19 protein-coding genes and 1 pseudogene are annotated in these 19141 nt (G+C 65.0%); 17 read left to right on the top strand and 3 right to left on the bottom strand.

What is annotated here, in order from left to right; genetic code table 11:
• Positions 1-19 precede the first annotated feature (19 nt).
• The 8 genes from ACSKB9_RS05805 to ACSKB9_RS05770 all read left to right on the top strand — a co-directional run bounded on the left by ACSKB9_RS05805 (position 20) and on the right by ACSKB9_RS05770 (position 7328).
• Complete coding sequence (locus ACSKB9_RS05805) at positions 20-433, top strand: hypothetical protein (RefSeq protein ID WP_438071969.1); 414 nt, start codon at positions 20-22, stop codon at positions 431-433.
• Positions 434-465: 32 nt separating this feature from the next.
• Positions 466-918 (top strand): hypothetical protein, encoded by a 453-nt coding sequence (locus tag ACSKB9_RS05800; protein WP_438071968.1) that lies wholly within the window; start codon positions 466-468, stop codon positions 916-918.
• A gap of 160 nt (positions 919-1078) precedes the next feature.
• Positions 1079-2722 (top strand): acyl-CoA dehydrogenase family protein, encoded by a 1644-nt coding sequence (locus ACSKB9_RS05795; protein WP_438071967.1) that lies wholly within the window; start codon positions 1079-1081, stop codon positions 2720-2722.
• A 128-nt stretch (positions 2723-2850) separates the two neighbouring features.
• On the top strand, positions 2851-3621 hold the full coding sequence (locus ACSKB9_RS05790) for a CPBP family intramembrane glutamic endopeptidase (RefSeq protein ID WP_076834453.1): 771 nt from the start codon (positions 2851-2853) through the stop codon (positions 3619-3621).
• 66 nt (positions 3622-3687) lie between these two features.
• Positions 3688-4431, top strand: a complete 744-nt coding sequence (locus ACSKB9_RS05785) for a CPBP family intramembrane glutamic endopeptidase (RefSeq protein ID WP_438071966.1) — start codon at positions 3688-3690, stop codon at positions 4429-4431.
• A gap of 215 nt (positions 4432-4646) precedes the next feature.
• Positions 4647-5858: an ABC transporter substrate-binding protein gene (locus ACSKB9_RS05780; protein ID WP_283071228.1), complete on the top strand. Its 1212-nt coding sequence runs from the start codon at positions 4647-4649 to the stop codon at positions 5856-5858.
• Between the two features lie 269 nt (positions 5859-6127).
• A complete protein-coding gene (locus ACSKB9_RS05775; RefSeq protein WP_438071965.1) occupies positions 6128-6487 on the top strand; it encodes a hypothetical protein in 360 nt (119 codons plus the stop codon).
• 208 nt (positions 6488-6695) lie between these two features.
• A complete protein-coding gene (locus tag ACSKB9_RS05770; RefSeq protein WP_438071964.1) occupies positions 6696-7328 on the top strand; it encodes a GNAT family N-acetyltransferase in 633 nt (210 codons plus the stop codon).
• 44 nt (positions 7329-7372) lie between these two features.
• Here ACSKB9_RS05770 and ACSKB9_RS05765 read toward each other — a convergent pair whose 3' ends face one another.
• The 3 genes from ACSKB9_RS05765 to ACSKB9_RS05755 form a co-directional block, all read right to left on the bottom strand.
• Positions 7373-8299, bottom strand: coding sequence for an AEC family transporter (locus ACSKB9_RS05765; RefSeq protein WP_438071963.1), 927 nt, complete (start codon positions 8297-8299; stop codon positions 7373-7375).
• 2 nt (positions 8300-8301) lie between these two features.
• Positions 8302-8784: a Holliday junction resolvase RuvX gene (gene ruvX, locus ACSKB9_RS05760; protein WP_028341005.1), complete on the bottom strand. Its 483-nt coding sequence runs from the start codon at positions 8782-8784 to the stop codon at positions 8302-8304.
• A 76-nt stretch (positions 8785-8860) separates the two neighbouring features.
• Positions 8861-9751: a LysR family transcriptional regulator gene (locus tag ACSKB9_RS05755; protein ID WP_310881982.1), complete on the bottom strand. Its 891-nt coding sequence runs from the start codon at positions 9749-9751 to the stop codon at positions 8861-8863.
• 118 nt (positions 9752-9869) lie between these two features.
• Between ACSKB9_RS05755 and ACSKB9_RS05750 the strand changes: the two genes are divergently transcribed.
• From ACSKB9_RS05750 to ACSKB9_RS05710, 9 genes and pseudogenes are all read left to right on the top strand, one after another.
• Entirely contained in the window at positions 9870-10886 is a 1017-nt protein-coding gene (locus ACSKB9_RS05750) for an NAD(P)H-dependent flavin oxidoreductase (protein ID WP_438071962.1), read from the top strand.
• A gap of 109 nt (positions 10887-10995) precedes the next feature.
• Positions 10996-12076, top strand: a pseudogene (locus ACSKB9_RS05745) (NAD(P)H-dependent flavin oxidoreductase).
• Positions 12077-12398: 322 nt separating this feature from the next.
• Positions 12399-12725, top strand: coding sequence for an Asp-tRNA(Asn)/Glu-tRNA(Gln) amidotransferase subunit GatC (gene gatC / locus ACSKB9_RS05740; RefSeq protein ID WP_438080078.1), 327 nt, complete (start codon positions 12399-12401; stop codon positions 12723-12725).
• A 78-nt stretch (positions 12726-12803) separates the two neighbouring features.
• Positions 12804-13046 carry a hypothetical protein gene (locus tag ACSKB9_RS05735; RefSeq protein ID WP_028333819.1) on the top strand — a complete coding sequence of 81 codons (243 nt, stop codon included), beginning with the start codon at positions 12804-12806 and terminating at the stop codon, positions 13044-13046.
• A complete protein-coding gene (gatA, locus tag ACSKB9_RS05730) occupies positions 13043-14518 on the top strand; it encodes an Asp-tRNA(Asn)/Glu-tRNA(Gln) amidotransferase subunit GatA (RefSeq protein ID WP_438071961.1) in 1476 nt (491 codons plus the stop codon). Before ACSKB9_RS05735 ends, gatA begins: the two co-directional genes overlap by 4 nt.
• Before the next feature lie 3 nt (positions 14519-14521).
• The gene (locus tag ACSKB9_RS05725; protein WP_438071960.1) at positions 14522-14812 is read left to right on the top strand and encodes a hypothetical protein; all 291 of its coding nucleotides are present in this window, start codon (positions 14522-14524) and stop codon (positions 14810-14812) included.
• A 155-nt stretch (positions 14813-14967) separates the two neighbouring features.
• Positions 14968-16329: a patatin-like phospholipase family protein gene (locus ACSKB9_RS05720; protein WP_168858152.1), complete on the top strand. Its 1362-nt coding sequence runs from the start codon at positions 14968-14970 to the stop codon at positions 16327-16329.
• Between the two features lie 117 nt (positions 16330-16446).
• Positions 16447-17934: an Asp-tRNA(Asn)/Glu-tRNA(Gln) amidotransferase subunit GatB gene (gene gatB / locus ACSKB9_RS05715; RefSeq protein WP_438071959.1), complete on the top strand. Its 1488-nt coding sequence runs from the start codon at positions 16447-16449 to the stop codon at positions 17932-17934.
• Between the two features lie 54 nt (positions 17935-17988).
• Complete coding sequence (locus tag ACSKB9_RS05710; protein ID WP_438071958.1) at positions 17989-18375, top strand: hypothetical protein; 387 nt, start codon at positions 17989-17991, stop codon at positions 18373-18375.
• Positions 18376-19141: the final 766 nt, after the last annotated feature.

Here is a 19141-nt window from a genome sequence, read left to right as displayed (position 1 = left end):
CAACACGGGAGCATGCAGCATGCGTTTCGCAGCCATTGCAATTGTTGTCGTCGGCGTCGCCGGAGTCTTGATCTACGATCGACACGACAAGAGCGCGAATTATCAGCGCGTCGATGCCCACATCAGCGGCGTCAGCGAGCAATGCTATCTGGAAAAGGTCGAGCGCGGGGTCATCACCAAGACGACGTCGACCTCCGATCTGACTCGCTGCGAGATTGCCGAGCTGCTGCGCAGGGAGCATCCCAAGTGGCAGGGCTATGACGTGAAGCACAAGATCGAGGTGAAGGTCGTCTATGTCTCGCCGGTCGACGGGGCCACCCACCAGTCGAGCCTGCAGATGTCCTACTTCCCCAACGGCAAGCCGCTGCGCGCCGGGGACGTGTTTCCCGTCCTTGCCTCCAAGACCAAGGCGGACAAGACGCGTTCGATCTGACCGCCGCGGTTCGACAGGACGGAAGCACAACCATGCGCCTTGGCCTCTACGCTATGATCGCTGTCGCCGTCGCGAGCTTCTATGTCTATAGCGAGCTCGACAAGCGGTTGAACTTCCGGCCGATCGATGCGCGCGTCAGCAGCGTCAAGGAACAATGCTACATGGAGAAGACCGAGGGGTCGCGAAGCTCGACCTCCGATCTGTTGCCGTGCGAGCTTACCGAGCTGCTGGCACGCCATCATCCGAAGTGGCACGGCGCCGACATCAAGCACAAGATCGAGATCCGGTTTGCCTACATCTCGCCGGTGGACGGCGCCGCGCATGAGTCCAACCTGCAGTTGGCGGCCTATCCCGATAACCGGCAATTGAGCAGCGGCGACATTTTTCCTGTCCAGGCTTCCAGGAAGGAGGCGAACCGGACCCGCGTCAATGACTGGGTCGACCGCTGGCTCGGCCGCCATGCGCCCAAGCGCGCAAGCATCTAAAGCATGGAAGCATCCAGCGGACGTGTACTTTTCGCTGCCCCGCGTCGGCTCGCAGGCTTATGATCCTCCGATTCCATTGCGCCGCGGCTGGCCCGTGATCCCGGCCGGAAGAGGCCGGTTGTCCAGGCCGCATGCGTGCAGACCAGTTGCCGAGGAGACCATGACGCAGGCTCCGTTTGCCACCCACGACGTCTTCAACCAATCGCCGCCGTTCGAAAATGTCGACCTGTTCACGGTGGATGCGCCGCTCGCCGCGGCGGTCGCTGCCAATGGCGGGGCGGGGGCAACGGCTGAGCTGTCCGATTTCGGCAAGCATTGGGGATCCGCTGCCATGGCGGAGCGCGGCCGCATCGCCAACGAGAACACGCCGAAGCTGCGGCTGTTCGATGCCAGGGGCAATCGCCGCGACGAGGTCGAGTTTCACCCGGCCTATCACGAGCTGATGGCGCACTCCGCGCATGCCGGCGTGCACAACTCGACCTGGAGCGCCGACGGCAAGCCGGCCGGCGGAGCGGCCGAGGTGGTGCGTGCGGCAAAGTTCTACATCGCTTCCCAGGTCGAGACCGGCCATCTCTGCCCGATCACGATGACGCGCGCCTCGGTCGCGGCGCTGGCCTCGCAGCCGGACATTCTGGCGAAGACGATGCCGGTGATCGGAACGCGCGCCTACGATCCCACCTTTGCGCCGTGGTGGACCAAGCGCGGCATGACCCTCGGCATGGGCATGACGGAAAAGCAGGGCGGCACGGATGTGCGCGCCAACATGACGCGCGCCGAGCGCGACGGCGGGGCCTGGCGCATCACCGGGCACAAATGGTTCATGTCGGCGCCGATGTGCGACGCCTTCCTGGTGCTGGCGCAGACCATGAATGGGCTGAGCTGCTTCTTCATGCCGCGCTTTGCGTCCGACGGCACGGTCAACGCGATCCACTTCCAGCGCCTGAAGGACAAGCTCGGCAACCGCTCCAATGCCTCGTCGGAGGTCGAATTCCACGGCGCTTATGCCGAGCTGATCGGCGAGGAGGGCAAGGGCATCCGCACCATCATCCAGATGGTGCAGCTGACGCGGCAGGATTGCGCGATCGCATCCGCCGGCCTGATGCGCTCGGGGCTGGCGCATGCGCTCCATCACGCGCGGCACCGCAGCGTGTTCCAGAAACACCTCGCCGACCAGCCGCTGATGCAGGCGGTGCTGTCGGACATGGCGCTGCATGTCGAGGCGTCCATCGCGCTGGTGATGCGGCTCTGCCGTGCCTTCGATCGCGCGCCGGCCGATGCGGGCGAGGCCGCCTATATGCGGCTGCTGACGCCGGCGATCAAATACTGGACCTGCAAGAGCGCGCCCGGCTTCCTCTATGAGGCGATGGAGTGCCTCGGCGGCAATGGCTATGTCGAGGAAGGCATTTTGGCGCGCCATTACCGGGAGTCGCCAGTCAACGCGATCTGGGAGGGGTCCGGCAACGTGATGTGCCTCGACGTGCTGCGCGCGCTCGGCCGCGAGGGTGACGCCGCACTCGCGGTGCTGCGCGCGCTCGCCGAGGAGACCAAGGGCCTGCCGGGCGCCGCCGAGGCCGTTGCCTCGATCGGGCAGTCGTTCCGGCGGCCGGACAGCGAGGGCGTCGCGCGGCTTGCGGTCGAGCAGCTGGCGCTCCTGGCGGCAACCGCGGCGCTCAACCAGGTCTCGCCGAAAAACGCCGAACTGTTCGCGGTGACACGGCTTGCCGAACGCCACGCCGGCATGTACGGCGCGGTGGACTTATCCGATGCCGATCAGCGCGCGCTGCTTGCGCGGGCGCTGCCATGACCACATTGACCACCGTCATGCCCGGCCTTGTGCCGGGCATCCACGTCTTTGCTTCGACAGGGCAAGGAAAGACGTGGATGGCCGGGACAAGCCCGGCCATGACGAATTGATAGAGCCGAGGTTCGCTGATGGATTCTCTCACGCCGCAAGACGCGACTGCCGCGATCGAACCGCCGCCGCTCCCCCCGCGGGTCTGGAAATTCTGGGGCACCGCGCTGTGGGGCCTGTTGATCTTCGCCGCGATGTTCGTCGGCCAGGTCACGGTCATCGTCTGGCGCATCGTCGCGCAGGGCGGGGAGGTGTCGACGGCCGGCATCACCCATGTGGTCGCCGACGGCCTGACGATCTCGCTCTCGGTCCTCGCCGGCCTGCCGATGGTGTTGCTGGTGCTGTGGTTCGCGATCCGCCGGACCCGGATCCCGTTCGCCGATTACCTCGGGCTGCGCGGGACGTCGTGGAAGAACGTGATCATCGGCGTCGTCGCGCTCGTCGTGCTGGTCGGAGCCTGGGACATGGTGTCCCGCGCCGCCGGCCGCGAGGTGTCGCCGGGCTTCATGGGCGACGTGCTGAAATCGGCGCAGGAGCACAGCGCGCTGTGGCTCCTGGTGATCGCCTTCGCCGTGGCCGCGCCGCTCTGGGAGGAACTGTTCGCGCGCGGCTGGCTCTACCGCGGCTGGTCGGAATCCGCGCTCGGACCCTATGGCGCGATCCTGCTGTCGTCGATCGTCTGGACGGTGATGCACCTGCAGTACGACTGGTTCTTCCTCTGCCAGGTGCTGACGATCGGCCTCCTGTTCGGCTATTTGCGCTTCCGCACCGGATCGACCTGGCTGACCATCCTGCTGCACGGGCTGAACAATTTCGCGGCGACGATCCAGACCTGGTGGCTGGCGGGCTGAGAGTTCTCTATGCTAGGTTGAAGCTAGGCCCACCTTCGCTGCAACGTTGTTGCAGAAGAATCCCATATGTCGAACTTCGAGAATGCCAACGCGCCGGTCCCGGCTTCGGCGAAATCGCCGCGGGTATGGGATTTCCTGGAGACGACGCTTGTTGGCCTTCTCGCCTACGGCGCGTTTCTTCTGACGGGAGGGCTTGGTGTTCTTGTCCTTATGCACGCGCAGTATGGGACAATCCCGATTGCTCAGGCCGGGCTCGAGGGACGCTGGCAGGGTGCAGGTCTGGTGCTCGGAAGTCCAGCCGCTGTTGCGGTGCTTTGGGCCGCCGTCCGTAAGCTCGATCGGGACTTTTCTGAGTACCTTGCGCTCAATTGGCCCAGTTCAAGAGAGCTTTTTCTCGCATTCGCCATCGCGGCAGTTCTGCTGATTGTGGAGAGCTGTTTTCTAGCTTTCGTAGGAGCAGACACGAGTTGGGCCGCTCCCAATCTGAACGTGCAGGGGCGGGTTGGCTTGCTCACCTTCCTGATCGGCTGCTGCTTGGCCGCGCCGATCATGGAGGAGTTTGTTTTCCGCGGCTTTTTGTTTCGAGGATGGTCGCAGTCCTTCGTCGGACCAGTCGGTGCCATCGTCTTGACATCACTGGTTTGGGCTCTCAACCACACGCAGTACGATTGGTCCTATCGTTTTTGTCTATTCGTTTTCGGCCTCGCTCTGGGCTACTTTCGTTGGCGCAGTAATTCGACCTGGCTGACTGTGATCGTTCACTCGGCCTTGAACATAGTCAGCTGCTTCACGATAGGCCCTTACGCTTAACGCCCCATCGCCGCGATCACGATCGGCAACGTGATGGCCGCCGGAGCCGTCTGCAGCGCGATGATCCGGAACAAGCAGTGGCGCATCGCCGCCCGTCGGACGGTTGACGAAGGGGATGCCAGCATCCCGTCCGAGTGCTATGATCTGGATCGATGAATGAGCGCGGGCCGGACTGAAACCAGGCAGCGGCGGCTGCCGTCGTGCGAGCTCTTCTCATGGCTATCTTGATCCGAGCAATCCTGGCCAGCGTCGTCGCGCTGGCGTCTCTCGGCGCCATCACGCAGCAGGTGCGCGACCAGGGCGTTACCGACACCGAAATCCGGATCGGCAATGTCATGCCGTATAGCGGCGCGCTGGAGATTTTCGGCCAGATCGGCAAGGCGGAAGCCGCCTATTTCGAGATGATCAACGAACGCGGCGGCATCAATGGCCGCAAGATCCGCTTCATGTCCTATGACGATCTGTCGGATCCCTCCAACGCCATGGATCTCACGCGAATTCTGGTCGAGACCGACAATGTGCTCTTGATGTTCGGTTCGTTCGGCACGCCGGGGAATCTCGCGGTGCGGAAGTATCTCAACGAACGCAAGATCCCCCAGCTTTTCGTTGCTTCCGGCGATCACGAGCTCAGTGAGCCGGCCTCCTATCCGTGGACCATGGGCTGGCAGCCTTCGTATCGCGAGGAGGGACGCATCTACGCGAACTACATCCAGGCTTTCTATCCCGGCAAGAAAATCGTGGCGCTTTGGGAGAATGACCAGTTCGGGCGCGAATTGTTCAAGGGACTGGTGCAAGGGCTGGGCGACGTCGCCCACAACATCAGGGTCGACATCGCCTATGATGTCGACGATCAGCACCTGGACGGCCACGTCTCGATCCTGAAGCAATCTGGCGCCGAGGTCTTCGTGTTTGCCGGAGTACCGGAAAATGCCGCCAAGGTGATCCGCGCGGCGGCCGACCACGGCTGGCGGCCGGTGTTCGTCGTGAACCAGATGGCGTCATCGATCGAGACGGTGCTCAAGCGGGCCGGCACGGAGAATGCGACCGGCGTCATCACCGCCGCGTTCCTGAAGGATGCGAGCGATCCGGCCTGGAGAGCGGAGCAGGGTGCCTGGTACAGCTTCCTAGACAAGTACACCAAAGCCGGCGGCAAGGATGACGCGGCCGCAGTCTACGGCTATGCCGCCGCCGAAACGATGGTCGAGGTGCTCAGGCAATGCGGCAACGACCTGTCGCGCGAGAATGTCATGAAGCAGGCCGCGGCGCTCAGGGATTATCAGGCGTCCGCCTTGCTCCCCGGCATCAAGATCAACACCGCTCAGTTCCGACCGGTCGAGCAATTGCGGTTGCTTCAGTTCGATGGCCGTAGCTGGCAGCCGATCGGGGATGTGCTCGATACGGCGTTCGCCGGTTCGGCCGGGAAATAGCGGCGATCAGGAGAAGGCACACAAGCCGCGCCCAATCGTTGCAGGCCTTCGCTCTTGCTGAAGCGCAAGGGCCAGTTGTGGTGCTACGTCGCTTGGACCGGCGGGCCGGTCTATTGCGGGAGGGCGCGCGCCGCTCGGCGCCGACGGGGCTTCGAAAGAGACGCGACTTCGAAAGTAATGACTTGTTGCGCGGATGGCACAGGAGGCCGCGGCTAAATCAGGTACATTGATACTGTATTGAAAGACTTTTCATCACCCGGAGCATTGCGTTGGCGTCAGACGCAGTCAGTCTGGCTGATACAACAAGCGCAGCGGACGTGGCGGCTACTACAGCGCCGTTTCGCGTAAAGATCGTGACGCGCGACGAAATCGCCGGTTGTCCCGCTTGGGAGGCCAGTTTCGCCGACCTGCGCAAGGATCACCGCTACTACGAAATCCTGGAGGATACGCTCCGCGAGCGTGTCGAGTACCGCTACTTCGCGATCATCGACGAGGCAAGCTGCCTCCATGCCGTCCAGCCGTTTTTCTTCTCGACCAGGACGTTCTCGAAGGACTTGGAGCGCAATGGCAGCCGCTGCTGGCGCGCATTCGAGGCTTCGTTCCCGGGTTTCTCAAAATGCGAACCCTGATGGTCGGATGCTTCGCCGGGGAAGGGCATCTTGCCGGATCAAGCACGGTGCCGTCCGGCAAGATCGCCGAATTCTTTGTGGGGAAATCGTCACTCTCGCACGATCGTGCGGGGCGCAGCTCATCGTCCTGAAGGAATTCCCAGCGCGCTATCGGCCGGTGCTGGATTGCTTCGTCCGGCGCGGCTTCGCCCGCGCGCCGAGCATGCCGATGACGGCGCTCAATATCGAGCACGACGACTTCGATGCCTACATGCAAAATGCGCTGCCGCGGTCGGCACGCTGGCAGCTCCGCAAGAAATTCAAGGCAACCGACCGTGAAACCATCGCTCTTACCGTCACCGACGACGCAAGGGATGCCGTCGACGAGATCTATCCGCTCTACCTGCAGGTCTTCGACCGTTCGAAATTCCGTTTCGAGAAACTGACAGCCGACTATCTCCGCCGGCTCGGCAGCGACATGAAGGACAAGGTCCGCTTCTTCATCTGGCGCCGTGGCGGGAAGGTGATCGCCTTCAGCCTTTGCATGGTGGAAGGCGACAGTCTGTTCTGGGAGTATGTCGGCCTCGACTATGCTGTCGCACTCGACCTCCATCTTTATTACTACACCATTCGGGACATGATGAATTGGGCGATCGCCAACGGTTACAGGTGGCTTCGAAGCACGGGTCTCAGCTACGAACCGAAATTCCGGATGCGGCATGACCTCGATCCGCTCGACCTCTATGTGCGGCTTCGCTCTCCGCTTCCGAACGCGATCTTCAGGCTCCTGTTGCCCTGGATCGTACCGGCTCGCTATGACAAGACCCTGCGCAAGTTCGCGAACTATCGCGAAGTCTGGTAGCGACCGATTGCGCGGCGACCTTCAAGGCCGATCGGGTACGCCTTCTAAAGCCCCACCGCGGCGATCACGATCGGCATCGTGATCGCGGCCAGAATCGTCTGCAGCGTGATGATCTGGGCGAGCAGCGGCGCGTCGCCGCCCATCTGGCGCGCCAGCACATAGGCTGACGGCGAGGTCGGCACCGCGGCGCAGGCCGCGACGATGGCGAGGTTGGACCCGGTGACGCCGAACCACACCGCGAGCGCGACGGTCAGCACCGGCATCAGCACGAGTTTCAGCACCAATGCCGCGCTGGCGGCGAGGCTGGGCCGGAAGATGCCTTCCAGATGCAGCCCGGCCCCGGTGACGAGCAGGCCGATCGCCAGCGACGAGCCGCCGAGCGCGTCGGCGACGTCATACCAGATCTGTGGCAGCGGGATGTGCGCGACATTGATGACGAGCCCGATGACGCAGGCCCAGATCAGCGGGTTCTGCACGACAGTCATCACGATGGCGCCGGTCGAACGCTTCTCGGACGAGGCATATTTCGCCAGCACGGCGACGCTGAACACATTGACCAGCGGGATGATCGCGACCATCGCGACCGAAGCCAGGGCAAGGCCTGTGCTGCCATAGAGATTGCGCGACACCGACAGCGCGACATAGGTCTGCCAGCGGGTCGCGCCCTGGAAGATCGAGGTGAACGCGGGGCCGTCGACGCCGGCGCGCGCCAGCGGGCCGCGCAGCGCGAGGCAGAACAGCGACATCACCAGCGCCGCGAGCAGCAGTGCGCCGCCGACGCCCGCGACCGGCACCGTGGTCAGGTCGGCCTTCACCAGGGTCTGCACCAGAAGCACCGGGAACAGCACGTAATAGGTCAGCCGCTCCAGCCCGTGCCATTGCGTATCGAGCGGCATCAGCGTGCGCTTGAGGACGAAGCCGAGCACGATCAAGAGGAACACCGGCAGCAGCGCCGCGATCACCACGGCCATGGTCAGCGCTCCCCGCGCAGCTTCGCGAGCCGGTCCAGCGCACCCTGCAGGATGAAGATCGCGGCGTGCTCGTCGATCACCTCGGCGCGGCGGGCGCGGCTGACGTCCATCCCGATCAGCTCGCGCTCGACCGCCGCGGTCGAGAGCCGCTCGTCCCACAGCCCGATCGCAAGCGCGGTGAGGCCGGCGAGGTTGCGGGCAAACGCCCGGGTCGATTGGGCGCGCGGGCCTTCGCTGCCGTCCATGTTGATCGGCAGGCCGAGCACGAAACCGACGGCGTTGCGTTCGGCGGCGATCGCGAGCAGCCGCGCCGCGTCGACCTTGAACTGCTTGCGCTGGATGGTCTCGACGCCGGTCGCCAGCCGCCGGTCCGGATCGGAGGCGGCAACCCCGATGGTCTTGGTGCCGAGGTCGAGGCCGACAAGCGCGCCGCGCTCGGGCCAGTGCGGCGCGGCTTCGATCAGGGGAAGGATGGGGGCGGGCATGGCGCTAGCGCTTAGCACGCGCCCGCGCGCCGAGGCAAAGCCCGGCACTGCCGTGGCGTCCATGCGAAAAAGCCGGTCAGGCGGCGATCACCCGCTCGTCGCCACCGAGGCACGCGGCCAACCCCTGCAACGCGCTGTACTGATGCGCGGTGCGGCGCTGGATGAACAGCGTCTCGACATGCGCATGCTGCGGACTGAGCTTGTGGATGTTGATGTCGCGCTGGACATGGTCGCGCTCGACGACGGCGCGCGGCAGCAGGGTGACGCCCATGTCGGCGGCGACGCAGCCGACCATGCCGTCGAGCGTGCCGAACTCGAAGCGGACCGCCGACGGCCAGCCGAACTCGGTGAACACCTGTTCGAGACGCTGCCGGTAGGTACAGCCGGTGCGGAACACCAGCGCGGTCGGGCCCGACTCCGGCGTGCCGGCGCGCAATGCGGCCAGCGATTTCCAGCGCTGCGCGGTGACCAACACCAGTTCCTCGGTGAAGGCGGATGTCGCCGACAGTTCCGCATGCTCGATCGGGCCGGCGACGAAGGCGCCATCGAGCGAGCCGTCGAGCACGGCGGCAACGAGGTCGGCGGTCGGCGCGGTGCGCAAGGTCAGGCGCACCGCCGGATAGCGGCGATGAAACTCGGCGAGCAGCGTCGGCAGCCGCACCGCGGCGGTGGTTTCCATCGAGCCGATCGACAGCGGACCCTTCGGCTCGCCATCGTCGCGCGCGGCGAGCACGGCTTCGCGCGACAGCGCCGCCATGCGCTGCGCATAGGGCAACAGGCGGCGGCCGGCGCCGGTCAGCGACATGCCGCGGCTGTGGCGCTCGAACAGCGCCGTGCCGATCTCGGCCTCCAGCGCCTTGATGCGCTGGGTGACGTTCGACTGCACGGTGTTCAGCTCGTCGGCGGCCCGGGTGATGCCGCCGAGCCGCGCGACCGTGGAAAAGGTGAGCAGGTCGGTCAATTCCATCTGGGATCACCGTTCTGATTTAGAGATGGTAGCGTTCTCTAGTATTCATTATCCGAGAATGTTAGGCCCGCTTAGGCTGCAAGTCCAGAACAGCAAGTCCAGAATAGGGAGCAAGCGCATGCCGATCAGCACCGAATTGACGGCACGTCTGGGCATCGAGCATCCGATCCTGCTCGCGCCGATGGACACGATCGCCGGCAGCGGGCTGGTCAAGGCGGTCAGCGCCGCCGGCGGTTTCGGCATTCTGGGCGGCGGCTACGGCGACAAGACGCGGCTGCAGACCGAGACCGCGAAGCTGAAGGGCTTTGCAAAGCCGTTCGGCATCGGCTTCATCACCTGGAGCCTCGCCAGGCAGTCCGAGCTGATCGACATCGCGCTGGATGCGCGGCCGCGCGCGGTGATGCTGTCATTCGGCGATCCCGCGCCGTTCGCGCCGAAGATCAAGGCCGCAGGCGCGCTGCTGATATGCCAGGTGCAGAGCGAGGAGATGGCGCGGCAAGCGCTCGACTGCGGCGCCGACATCCTGATCGCGCAGGGCACGGAGGCGGGCGGTCACGGCGCATCGCGCACCACGCTCGACATCGTGCCGGCGATCATCGATTTCGCGGCGGGGCGCGTGCCTGTGGTCGCGGCCGGCGGCATCGCGGACGGGCGTGGCCTCGCGGCGATGATGATGCTCGGCGCGTCCGGCGTGCTGATGGGAACGCGCTTCTACGCCAGCGTGGAGGCCGACGCGGCCGAGCAGGCCAAGCAGTTGATCTGCGCGGCAAGGAGCGGCGAGACGGTGCGCGGCGTGGTGTTCGACTGGTCGCGCAAGCTGATGTGGCCGGCGCCGTTCACCGCGCGTTCGCTCGCCAACGATCATCTGCGGCGCTGGAGCGGGCGCGAGATCGAGCTGATGCAGCGCGCCGACGAGGTCGCGGTGGAGTATGCCGCCGCCAAGGCCGCCGCCAATTTCGATGTCGCCGCGGTGTTTGCCGGCGAGTCCGTCGGCCTGATCCATGATATCGTTCCGGCGGCCGAGATCGTCGGCCGCATCGTCGCCGAGGCCGAGCAGTCGCTGCAGGGCCGGCGCAACTTTTTTCCTTCTCCCCTTGTGGGAGAAGGTGGCGCGGACGCAGTCCGCGACGGATGAGGGGTCTGTCCCCGCGGAGAGAAACCCCTCACCCGCGCTCGCTTTGCGAGCGCACCCTCTCCCACAAGGGGAGAGGGTAATTCCGAGCAAGCCAGGAAAGAGACACACCATGTGGCCGGACCGTCGATTGATCGATCGTTTCAAGACCGAATTCCCGATCGTTCTGGCGCCGATGGCCGGCGTGATGGATGCGGAGCTGGTGATTGCGGTGGCGCAGGGGGGCGGGCTCGGCTCGCTGCCATGTGCGATGCTGTCGGCCGAGAAGGCGCGCGAGCAGGTCAACATCATCCGCCAGCGCGTCTCTGCGCCGGTCAACCTCAACTTCTTCTGCCACAAGGCGGTCGACGCCGATCCGGAGCGCGAGGCGAACTGGCGGCAACGGCTGGCGCCTTACTATCGCGAGCATGGTCTCGATCCGAATGCGCCGATCAATGCAGCGAACCGCGCGCCGTTCGACGCGGCGTTCTGCGCCGTGGTCGAGGAGCTGAAGCCGGAGGTCGTCAGCTTCCATTTCGGCCTGCCGGAGCCAAATCTGTTGCAGCGGGTGAAAGCCACCGGCGCCACAGTGATGTCGTCGGCGACGACGGTAAAGGAAGCGATCTGGCTCGAGGAGAACGGCGCCGACGTCATCATCGCGCAAGGCGCCGACGCCGGCGGCCATCGCGCCATGTTTCTGACCGACAACATCGCCGAGCAGCCCGGGACGTTCTCGCTGCTGCCGCAGGTGGTCGATGCGGTGAAGGTGCCGGTCGTCGCGGCCGGCGGCATCGCCGACGGGCGCGGGATCGCCGCGGCATTCGCGCTCGGCGCCTCCGGTGTGCAGGTCGGCTCGGCCTATCTGCGCTGCCCGGAGTCCAAGGTGACGGCGCAGGCCCGCGTCGCGCTGGCGCAGGCGAGCGGACGAATCCACCGTCATCACCAATGTGATGACCGGCCGCCCGGCGCGCGGCGTCGCCAACCGTGTGATGCGCGAGGTCGGGCCGATCTCGCCGGACGCGCCGGCGTTCCCGCACGCAGCAACCGCCCTCGGACCGCTGAAGGCGGCTGCCGAAAAACAGGGCAAGGTCGATTTCACCAATCTGTGGGCCGGGCAGGCGGTGCGGATGGGCAAGGAAATTCCGGCGGCCGAATTGACCCGCGCGCTCGCCGGCGCCGCGCTGGCGCGGATGGCGGCTCTGTCTCAGACCTGACGCGCGGCCTCGTTCAGACCAGGCAGGCCACGTAGAGGATCGCGACCCCCAGCGCCGTGCCGATCGACCAGAGGGCCGGGTCCCAGCCCTCCGGGCGGGGGCTGCCGTTGAGCATTGACATGACGCGCTCCGAACTTTTCTGTTTGGGTGGAGTAGGCGCTGTGAATGTTTCGGGACGACTTCGCGGTGGCCGCGAACTGGTTTCGTCGTGCGTTTCGCAGCCGGAATCCGTGGCAGGGTGTCTTGCCCGGTCGCCGGATGGGCGCAAAGCCCCGTTGGGCGGGCAAATTCGCGCGGTTGCGGCGCAAAACCGGCGTCTGCTATACGGCAGGCTGATCTTTCAGCCCCGAGGCCCTATGATACGTCCGTAGACGCCACGACCGTCCGCCGCATCGCGCATCTGGCGCGGATCGCGGTCAGCGACGCCGAAGTTCCCCATCTCCAGGGCGAGCTGAACGCGATGCTGGCCTTTGTGGAGCAGCTGTCGGAAGTGAATGTCGACGGCGTCGAGCCGATGACCTCGGTGACGCCGATGGAGATGAAGAAGCGCGCCGACGTGGTCAATGACGGCGATATCGCCGACGTCATCGTCCGCAACGCGCCCGACACCGTGAACGACTTCTTCCTGGTGCCGAAGGTGGTCGAGTAACGCAAGCATCGCGTTTTCGAGCGAAGTGGATACCGGTTCGCGTGAAGAAAACGCGTCAAACAAAAGCGACAAAGTCCAATGTGTCTGCTGTGCGACGATGAGAAGGCCTACAAGGCCTATATGGACTTCCTCGATGCCATGGAGCGCAAGGGGAAGGTCGCCGATCCCAACGCGGCGATGGACGCCGTGCTTGACCATCTTGAGGCGCTTGACGCCGCCCGCGCCAAGGAAAATGCCAAGGCAAATAACCTGGCGCGCCAAGACGACCCCGCCAACGACAAGACCCTGTCTCCGTTCTTCTGCAGCCCGATCAATAAATGACTGATTTGACATCGCTGACGATCGCCGAGGCCCGCGAGGGCTTGGCGAGCAAGTCTTTCACCGCCCGCGAACTGACCGATGCGCATCTCGCCGCCATCGAAGCCGCGCGTGTGCTCAATGCCTATGTGCTCGAAACGCCCGATCGCGCCCGCGAGATGGCCAAGGCCGCCGACGCGAAAATTGCAAAAGGCGAGGGCGGACCGCTCGCCGGCATCCCGCTCGGCATCAAGGACCTGTTCGCGACCCGCGACATCAGGACCACGGCGTGCTCGAACATCCTCGGCAATTTCATTCCGCCCTACAAGTCGACGGTGACCTCGCAGCTGTGGCGCGACGGCGCGGTGCTGCTCGGCAAACTCAACAATGACGAATTCGCGATGGGCTCGTCGAACGAGACCTCGTGCTTCGGCCCGGTCACCAACCCGTGGCGGCGCGAGGGCTCCAATACCACGCTGGTGCCGGGCGGCTCGTCCGGCGGCTCGGCTTCGGCGGTGGCGGCTGCTCTCTGCATGGGCGCGACCGCGACCGACACCGGCGGCTCGATCCGCCAGCCCGCCGCGTTCACGGCAACCGTCGGCATCAAGCCGACCTATGGCCGCTGCTCGCGCTGGGGCATCGTGGCGTTTGCATCCTCGCTCGACCAGGCCGGCCCGATCGCGCGCTCGACGCGCGATGCCGCGATCCTGATGCGCTCGATGGCGGGGCACGATCCCAAGGACACCACGTCGGTGGACATCGCCGTGCCGGATTACGAGGCCGCGATCGGCAAGTCCGTGAAGGGCATGAAGATCGGCATCCCCAGGGAATATCGGCTCGACGGCATGCCGGCCGAGATCGAAAAGCTCTGGAGCGAGGGCGCGCAGTGGCTGAAGGCCGCCGGCGTCGAGCTCGTCGAGGTGTCGCTGCCGCACACCAAATACGCACTGCCTGCCTATTACATCGTGGCACCGGCGGAGGCCTCGTCGAACCTCGCGCGCTACGACGGCGTGCGCTACGGGCTGCGCGAACCGGGCAGGAACATCATCGAGATGTACGAGAACACCCGCGCCGATGGTTTTGGCGACGAGGTGCGCCGCCGCGTGCTGATCGGCACCTATGTGCTGTCGGCCGGTTACTACGATGCCTATTATCTGCGTGCGCAAAAGGTCCGGACGCTGATCAAGAAGGACTTCGAGGACTGCTTCGCCAAGGGTGTCAACGCAATCCTGACGCCGGCGACGCCGTCGGCAGCGTTCGGCATCGGCGAGAAGGGCGGCGCCGATCCGGTCGAAATGTATCTCAACGACATCTTCACGGTGACCGTGAACATGGCGGGCCTGCCGGGCATCGCCGTGCCCGCCGGCAAGGACACGCAAGGTCTGCCGCTCGGCCTGCAGTTGATCGGCCGTCCGTTCGACGAAGAGACGCTGTTCTCGCTCGGCGAGGTGATCGAGCAGGCGGCCGGCCGGTTCACGGCGCCTAGATGGTGGTGAGCGATGGCGGATTTCCGCGCCAGTCTCGCTGACACCGCGCCCGATGCGGCGCTGTCGCCGCCGCTCGCCGCGTTGTGGTGGGCAAAGAAGGGCGATTGGGACCAGGCGCACCGCATCGTGCAGGATAAGGGCGACGCCAATTCGGCCTGGGTGCATGCCCATCTGCATCGCGTCGAAGGCGATCTCGGCAATGCCGGCTACTGGTATCGCCAGGCCGGCCAGCCGGCCGCAAAGGACACGCTCGAGGCCGAGTGGGAGCGGATCGTAGCCGCGCTGCTGGCGCAGCGCGGCTAAAGGACGCCGGTGCGGAGGCACCGCGAGCATTAACCCTGTTTCGGCCGCCATGCCGCCGCCCAGATTGGCCGTGATAGGCTAGTGGAACCGGGCGGGGGCCAGCGGCAAAGAGAGTATTCGTGCGTGGGTCGGGCATAGGGGGATGGCTGTCAGCAATGCTGGTGGCCGTGGTGGCGGCGGGCCTTGCCGGCTGCGCCTCCGTCTACAATCTGCCCGGCAATGTGCCGCTCGGCGCCGCGCTCGCCGACAACAGCAGCGCTCGCGACATTCCGGCCTACGAAGATGATCTGCTGCTCGCGCTGTCGTTCTCCGGCGGCGGCACCCGCGCGGCGGCGTTTTCCTTCGGCGTGCTGGAGGAGCTTGACCACACGCGTTCGAGTGCGGCGGGCACCAAGACGCTGCTCGACCGCGTCGACTTCGTCTCCGGCGTCTCCGGCGGATCGGTCACCGCCGCCTATTTCGGATTGAAGCGCCGCGCGGCGCTCGACGATTTTCGCCAGCGCTTCCTGCTGCGCAACGCCGAGGAGGGACTGAAGACCCGGATCTCGCTCGGCAATATCGGGCGCGCGCTCGGCGGCGGCGTCAACGACAGCCAGTTCACCGACTGGCTCGATCAGAATTTGTTCGACGGCGCGCGGTTCGACGCACTGGCCGACGATCGCCGGCCGCGGGTCTGGATCAACGCGTCTGATATCTACAACCGCACGCCGTTCGTGTTCGGCAAGACGTCGTTCGATGCCTTGTGCAGCGACATCAGATCGTATCGTGTCGCCGAAGCGGTGGCGGCATCCGCCGCGGTGCCGCTGGCATTCGCCCCGATCGTGCTGCAAACCTATCCCGGTGGATGCGCCGCGCCGCTGCCGGCCTGGCTCGAGCGGGTGCGCAACGATCCGAACGCACAGCCGTTGCTGCGCGCCTACGCCGAGGCCCAGGCGCATTACCGCGACGGCTCGATGCGCTACGTCAAGCTGCTCGATGGCGGCCTCGTCGACAATTACGGCCTGTCGGGGCTGAGCATCGGCTTGCTCGCCGCGCAGCGTCCCTACGAGCCGCTGAACGAACGGCAGGCGGCCAAGCTGAAGCGCATCCTGTTCCTGGTGGTCGACGCCGGCCGCGGCATCTCCGGCGACTTCGTGCAGACGCTCGAAGGGCCGAGCGGCGTCGAACTGGTGTCCGCAGCCGCCGACACCGCGATCGATGCCAGCGTGCGCTCCAGCTACGCCGCCTTCACGGCGCTCGCCGAGGACTGGTCCGGCAAGCTGAAGCGCTGGCGCTGCGGGCTGTCGGCGGCGGAGCGCAGCCGGCTCGGCGTCGGCGCCGGCTGGAAATGCGGTGACGTCGCGATCTATGTCGAACGGCTCGGCTTCGACCGGCTCGGACCGGACCGCGCCGGCATCCTGAACGCCATCCCGACGCGGTTGTCGCTGCCGCCGGAGCAGGTCGACCAGCTGATCGCGGGCGGCGCCGACGCGCTGCGCTCGAGCAAGGCTTACCAGCAGTTCCGGCGCGGGCTCTGATCCCGCCTCAGGCGACGGCGGCGGGCTGCAAGTGGACCGCAAGGCGGCTTGACTGGCGCGATTGGTTGCGCGAAGCCCAATCCATCCCAGATATCCTTTATCCGGAAACCGAGATCCATGATCGCATCTGCCGCCCCGCACAAACTGATCAAGAGCGCCACCGGCGATTGGGAGGTCGTGATCGGCATGGAGATCCATGCCCAGGTCACCTCGAACGCGAAGCTGTTCTCCGGCGCATCGACCGCGTTCGGCGGCGAGCCCAATTGCCATGTCTCGCTGGTCGATGCCGCGATGCCGGGCATGTTGCCCGTGATCAATGAGGAGTGCGTCCGCCAGGCGGTGCGCACCGGTCTTGGGCTGAACGCGAAGATCAACCTGCGCTCGGTGTTCGACCGCAAGAACTATTTCTATCCGGACTCGCCGCAGGGCTACCAGATCAGCCAGTACAAGTCGCCGATCGTGGGCGAGGGCGAGGTGTCGCTCGAGCTCGACGGCGGCCGCAGCGTCACGATCGGGATCGAGCGGCTGCACCTGGAGCAGGACGCCGGCAAGTTGCTGCACGATCAGTCGCCGACGATGTCCTATGTCGACCTCAACCGTTGCGGCGTCGCGCTGATGGAGATCGTCTCCAAGCCCGACATCCGTGACGCCGAGCAGGCCAAGGCTTACGTCAGCAAGCTGCGCTCGATCCTGCGCTACCTCGGCACCTGCGACGGCGACATGGAGAAGGGCAATCTGCGCGCCGACGTCAACGTCTCGGTGCGCCGCTACGGCGAGACCGCGCTCGGCACCCGCTGCGAAATCAAGAACATGAACTCGGTCAACTTCATCGGCCAGGCGATCGAGTACGAGGCGCGGCGTCAGATCGAGATCATCGAGGACGGCGGCTCGATCGACCAGGAAACCCGGCTGTTCGACCCGAACAAGGGCGAGACCCGCTCGATGCGCTCCAAGGAAGAGGCGCACGACTACCGGTACTTCCCCGATCCCGATCTGTTGCCGCTCGAGTTCAGCCAGGCCTTCGTCGACGATCTGAAGGCGCAGCTGCCGGAACTGCCGGACGAGAAGAAGTCCCGTTTTATTACGGGCTTCGGCCTGTCGCCCTATGATGCGAGCGTGCTGGTCGCCGAGCGCGAGAGCGCGGAGTTCTACGAGGCGGTGCTGTCAGGTCTTGCCGACAAGGCGCGCGACGGCAAGCTCGCCGCCAATTGGGTGATCAACGAATTGTTCGGTCGTCTCAACAAGGAAGGCGTCGAGATCGCAGCCTCGCCGGTGTCGGCGGAGCAACTCGCCGCGATCGTCGACCTGATCGGCGAGGGAACGATTTCCGGCAAGATCGCCAAGGACTTGTTCGAGATCGTCTGGCAGGAAGGCGGCGATCCGCGCGCGCTCGTCGAGGCGCGCGGCATGAAGCAGGTCACCGACCTCGGCGCGATCGAGAAGGCGGTCGACGACATCATCGCGGCCAATCCCGACAAGGTCGAGCAAGCAAAAGCGAAGCCCGCCGCCCTTCAGTGGTTCGTCGGTCAGGTGATGAAGTCGTCGGGCGGCAAGGCGAACCCGAAGGCGGTCAACGAGCTCTTGAAGTCGAAGCTCGGCATCTGAACAACAGGACAATGATGTTGTCCTTGGCGCGTGATCCAGCCGGATCATGCTCACTTGCCGTCACCTTCGATGTCGTCGCGCGCGCGTGAACGCGGCGTGATCCTGCCTCACACCCTCCGTTCGTGGCGCGCCGGCGCCATCGGCGCCGAATCGCCGAAGCCGCAATTCGTTCGCAAATCCGGTTCGGATGACCTCAAACGAGGCAAAAGCCGTCTTTCCCACGAAAATTTTTTCGTTGCCAAAAATTACAACTCGGCGTCTGCGACGTGCCCCTTTTCGTCTTCGCTCGCGACTCAGCGCAACGACGATCTCGCGTCGATCGCTTCAATGCGAATTCAAGAAAAGCCTACAACAGAAGGCATTTTCTGCAACGTTGACAAATGCCGATGTCGGCGGCTGTTGCACTTCTTGCATCGTCGCGTGAATGAAGTGTCGATTTGAACGGCGGCGCGCGCGGTGCGCATTGCCACCGCTGCGTCAACACTTCCTTAAGCGGGACACTGTTTTTTTCGGTCTGTTGGTGTATTCGGGAAGTAGTGCATATCGATTCCCGAGTGCACGCAGCGAAGTAGAGCCATCTCACATACTGGAGGGCAACATGGCTAAGAAGGCAAAGAAGGCGAAGAAGGCGAAGAAGGCGAAGAGCGCAGTGAAGAAGACTGCGAAGAAGACCCGCAAGGTCGCCAAGAAGAAGTAAGCCTCTCGCCTCGAGAGGATCGCCGGCGGCTTGACGCCGGCACGTCGCGAGAGCCAGCGGACGGACTGCTGAGAGGCACATCCCACCCCCAAGGCTCTGGCTGACGAAAGAGGGTGTCGGCGAGACATCAGGTCAAACGGCTGGATCGAATTTCGGAGAGGGCAACCTTCCCAAAACCGGTCCGGCAGAAGAAACAGAGATTTCTTCGTTCGGTGCGGAGCCCGCTTGGTTCCGCAATTTCACCGGCGAGAATGCCGAGCTGAAATCTGGTCCTGACGTGTTCGCCGACCCCCTCGTTCCGGCGGCCCGCGCAGTCCGCGCCCGGCAGCCACTTTCCCCATCCATCCCCGTTCCGGATCGACGCTGGGCCTGACGGCCTCGCGTTGCTTTTCTCTGTGCACCCGACCGCACGCCGCTCCGCGGCTCGTCCATGGTCGCGCCGCCCCTCCGTCAATTTCGAACTGATTACCTGGTGGGACCCGCCAGCGCCCGCGGCCAATGTCCGCCATG

Origin of the sequence: Bradyrhizobium sp. BR 1433, from assembly GCF_051547665.1 — a bacterium.
Classification (GTDB): domain Bacteria; phylum Pseudomonadota; class Alphaproteobacteria; order Rhizobiales; family Xanthobacteraceae; genus Bradyrhizobium; species Bradyrhizobium australafricanum.
Note: the sequence above shows the minus strand (reverse complement) of the source record. Positions and strands in the feature narration are given on the sequence as shown.

Bases quoted from the DNA above. Each gene is read 5' to 3' on its own strand.
- ACSKB9_RS05805 (WP_438071969.1), top strand. From the start codon at position 20: ATGCGTTTCGCAGCCATTGCAATTGTTGTCGTCGGCGTCGCCGGAGTC.
- ACSKB9_RS05800 (WP_438071968.1), top strand. From the start codon at position 466: ATGCGCCTTGGCCTCTACGCTATGATCGCTGTCGCCGTCGCGAGCTTC.
- ACSKB9_RS05795 (WP_438071967.1), top strand. From the start codon at position 1,079: ATGACGCAGGCTCCGTTTGCCACCCACGACGTCTTCAACCAATCGCCG.
- ACSKB9_RS05790 (WP_076834453.1), top strand. From the start codon at position 2,851: ATGGATTCTCTCACGCCGCAAGACGCGACTGCCGCGATCGAACCGCCG.
- ACSKB9_RS05785 (WP_438071966.1), top strand. From the start codon at position 3,688: ATGTCGAACTTCGAGAATGCCAACGCGCCGGTCCCGGCTTCGGCGAAA.
- ACSKB9_RS05780 (WP_283071228.1), top strand. From the start codon at position 4,647: ATGGCTATCTTGATCCGAGCAATCCTGGCCAGCGTCGTCGCGCTGGCG.
- ACSKB9_RS05770 (WP_438071964.1), top strand. From the start codon at position 6,696: ATGACGGCGCTCAATATCGAGCACGACGACTTCGATGCCTACATGCAA.
- ACSKB9_RS05765 (WP_438071963.1), bottom strand. From the start codon at position 8,299: ATGGCCGTGGTGATCGCGGCGCTGCTGCCGGTGTTCCTCTTGATCGTG.
- ruvX (WP_028341005.1), bottom strand. From the start codon at position 8,784: ATGCCCGCCCCCATCCTTCCCCTGATCGAAGCCGCGCCGCACTGGCCC.
- ACSKB9_RS05755 (WP_310881982.1), bottom strand. From the start codon at position 9,751: ATGGAATTGACCGACCTGCTCACCTTTTCCACGGTCGCGCGGCTCGGC.
- ACSKB9_RS05750 (WP_438071962.1), top strand. From the start codon at position 9,870: ATGCCGATCAGCACCGAATTGACGGCACGTCTGGGCATCGAGCATCCG.
- ACSKB9_RS05735 (WP_028333819.1), top strand. From the start codon at position 12,804: ATGTGTCTGCTGTGCGACGATGAGAAGGCCTACAAGGCCTATATGGAC.
- gatA (WP_438071961.1), top strand. From the start codon at position 13,043: ATGACTGATTTGACATCGCTGACGATCGCCGAGGCCCGCGAGGGCTTG.
- ACSKB9_RS05725 (WP_438071960.1), top strand. From the start codon at position 14,522: ATGGCGGATTTCCGCGCCAGTCTCGCTGACACCGCGCCCGATGCGGCG.
- ACSKB9_RS05720 (WP_168858152.1), top strand. From the start codon at position 14,968: ATGCTGGTGGCCGTGGTGGCGGCGGGCCTTGCCGGCTGCGCCTCCGTC.
- gatB (WP_438071959.1), top strand. From the start codon at position 16,447: ATGATCGCATCTGCCGCCCCGCACAAACTGATCAAGAGCGCCACCGGC.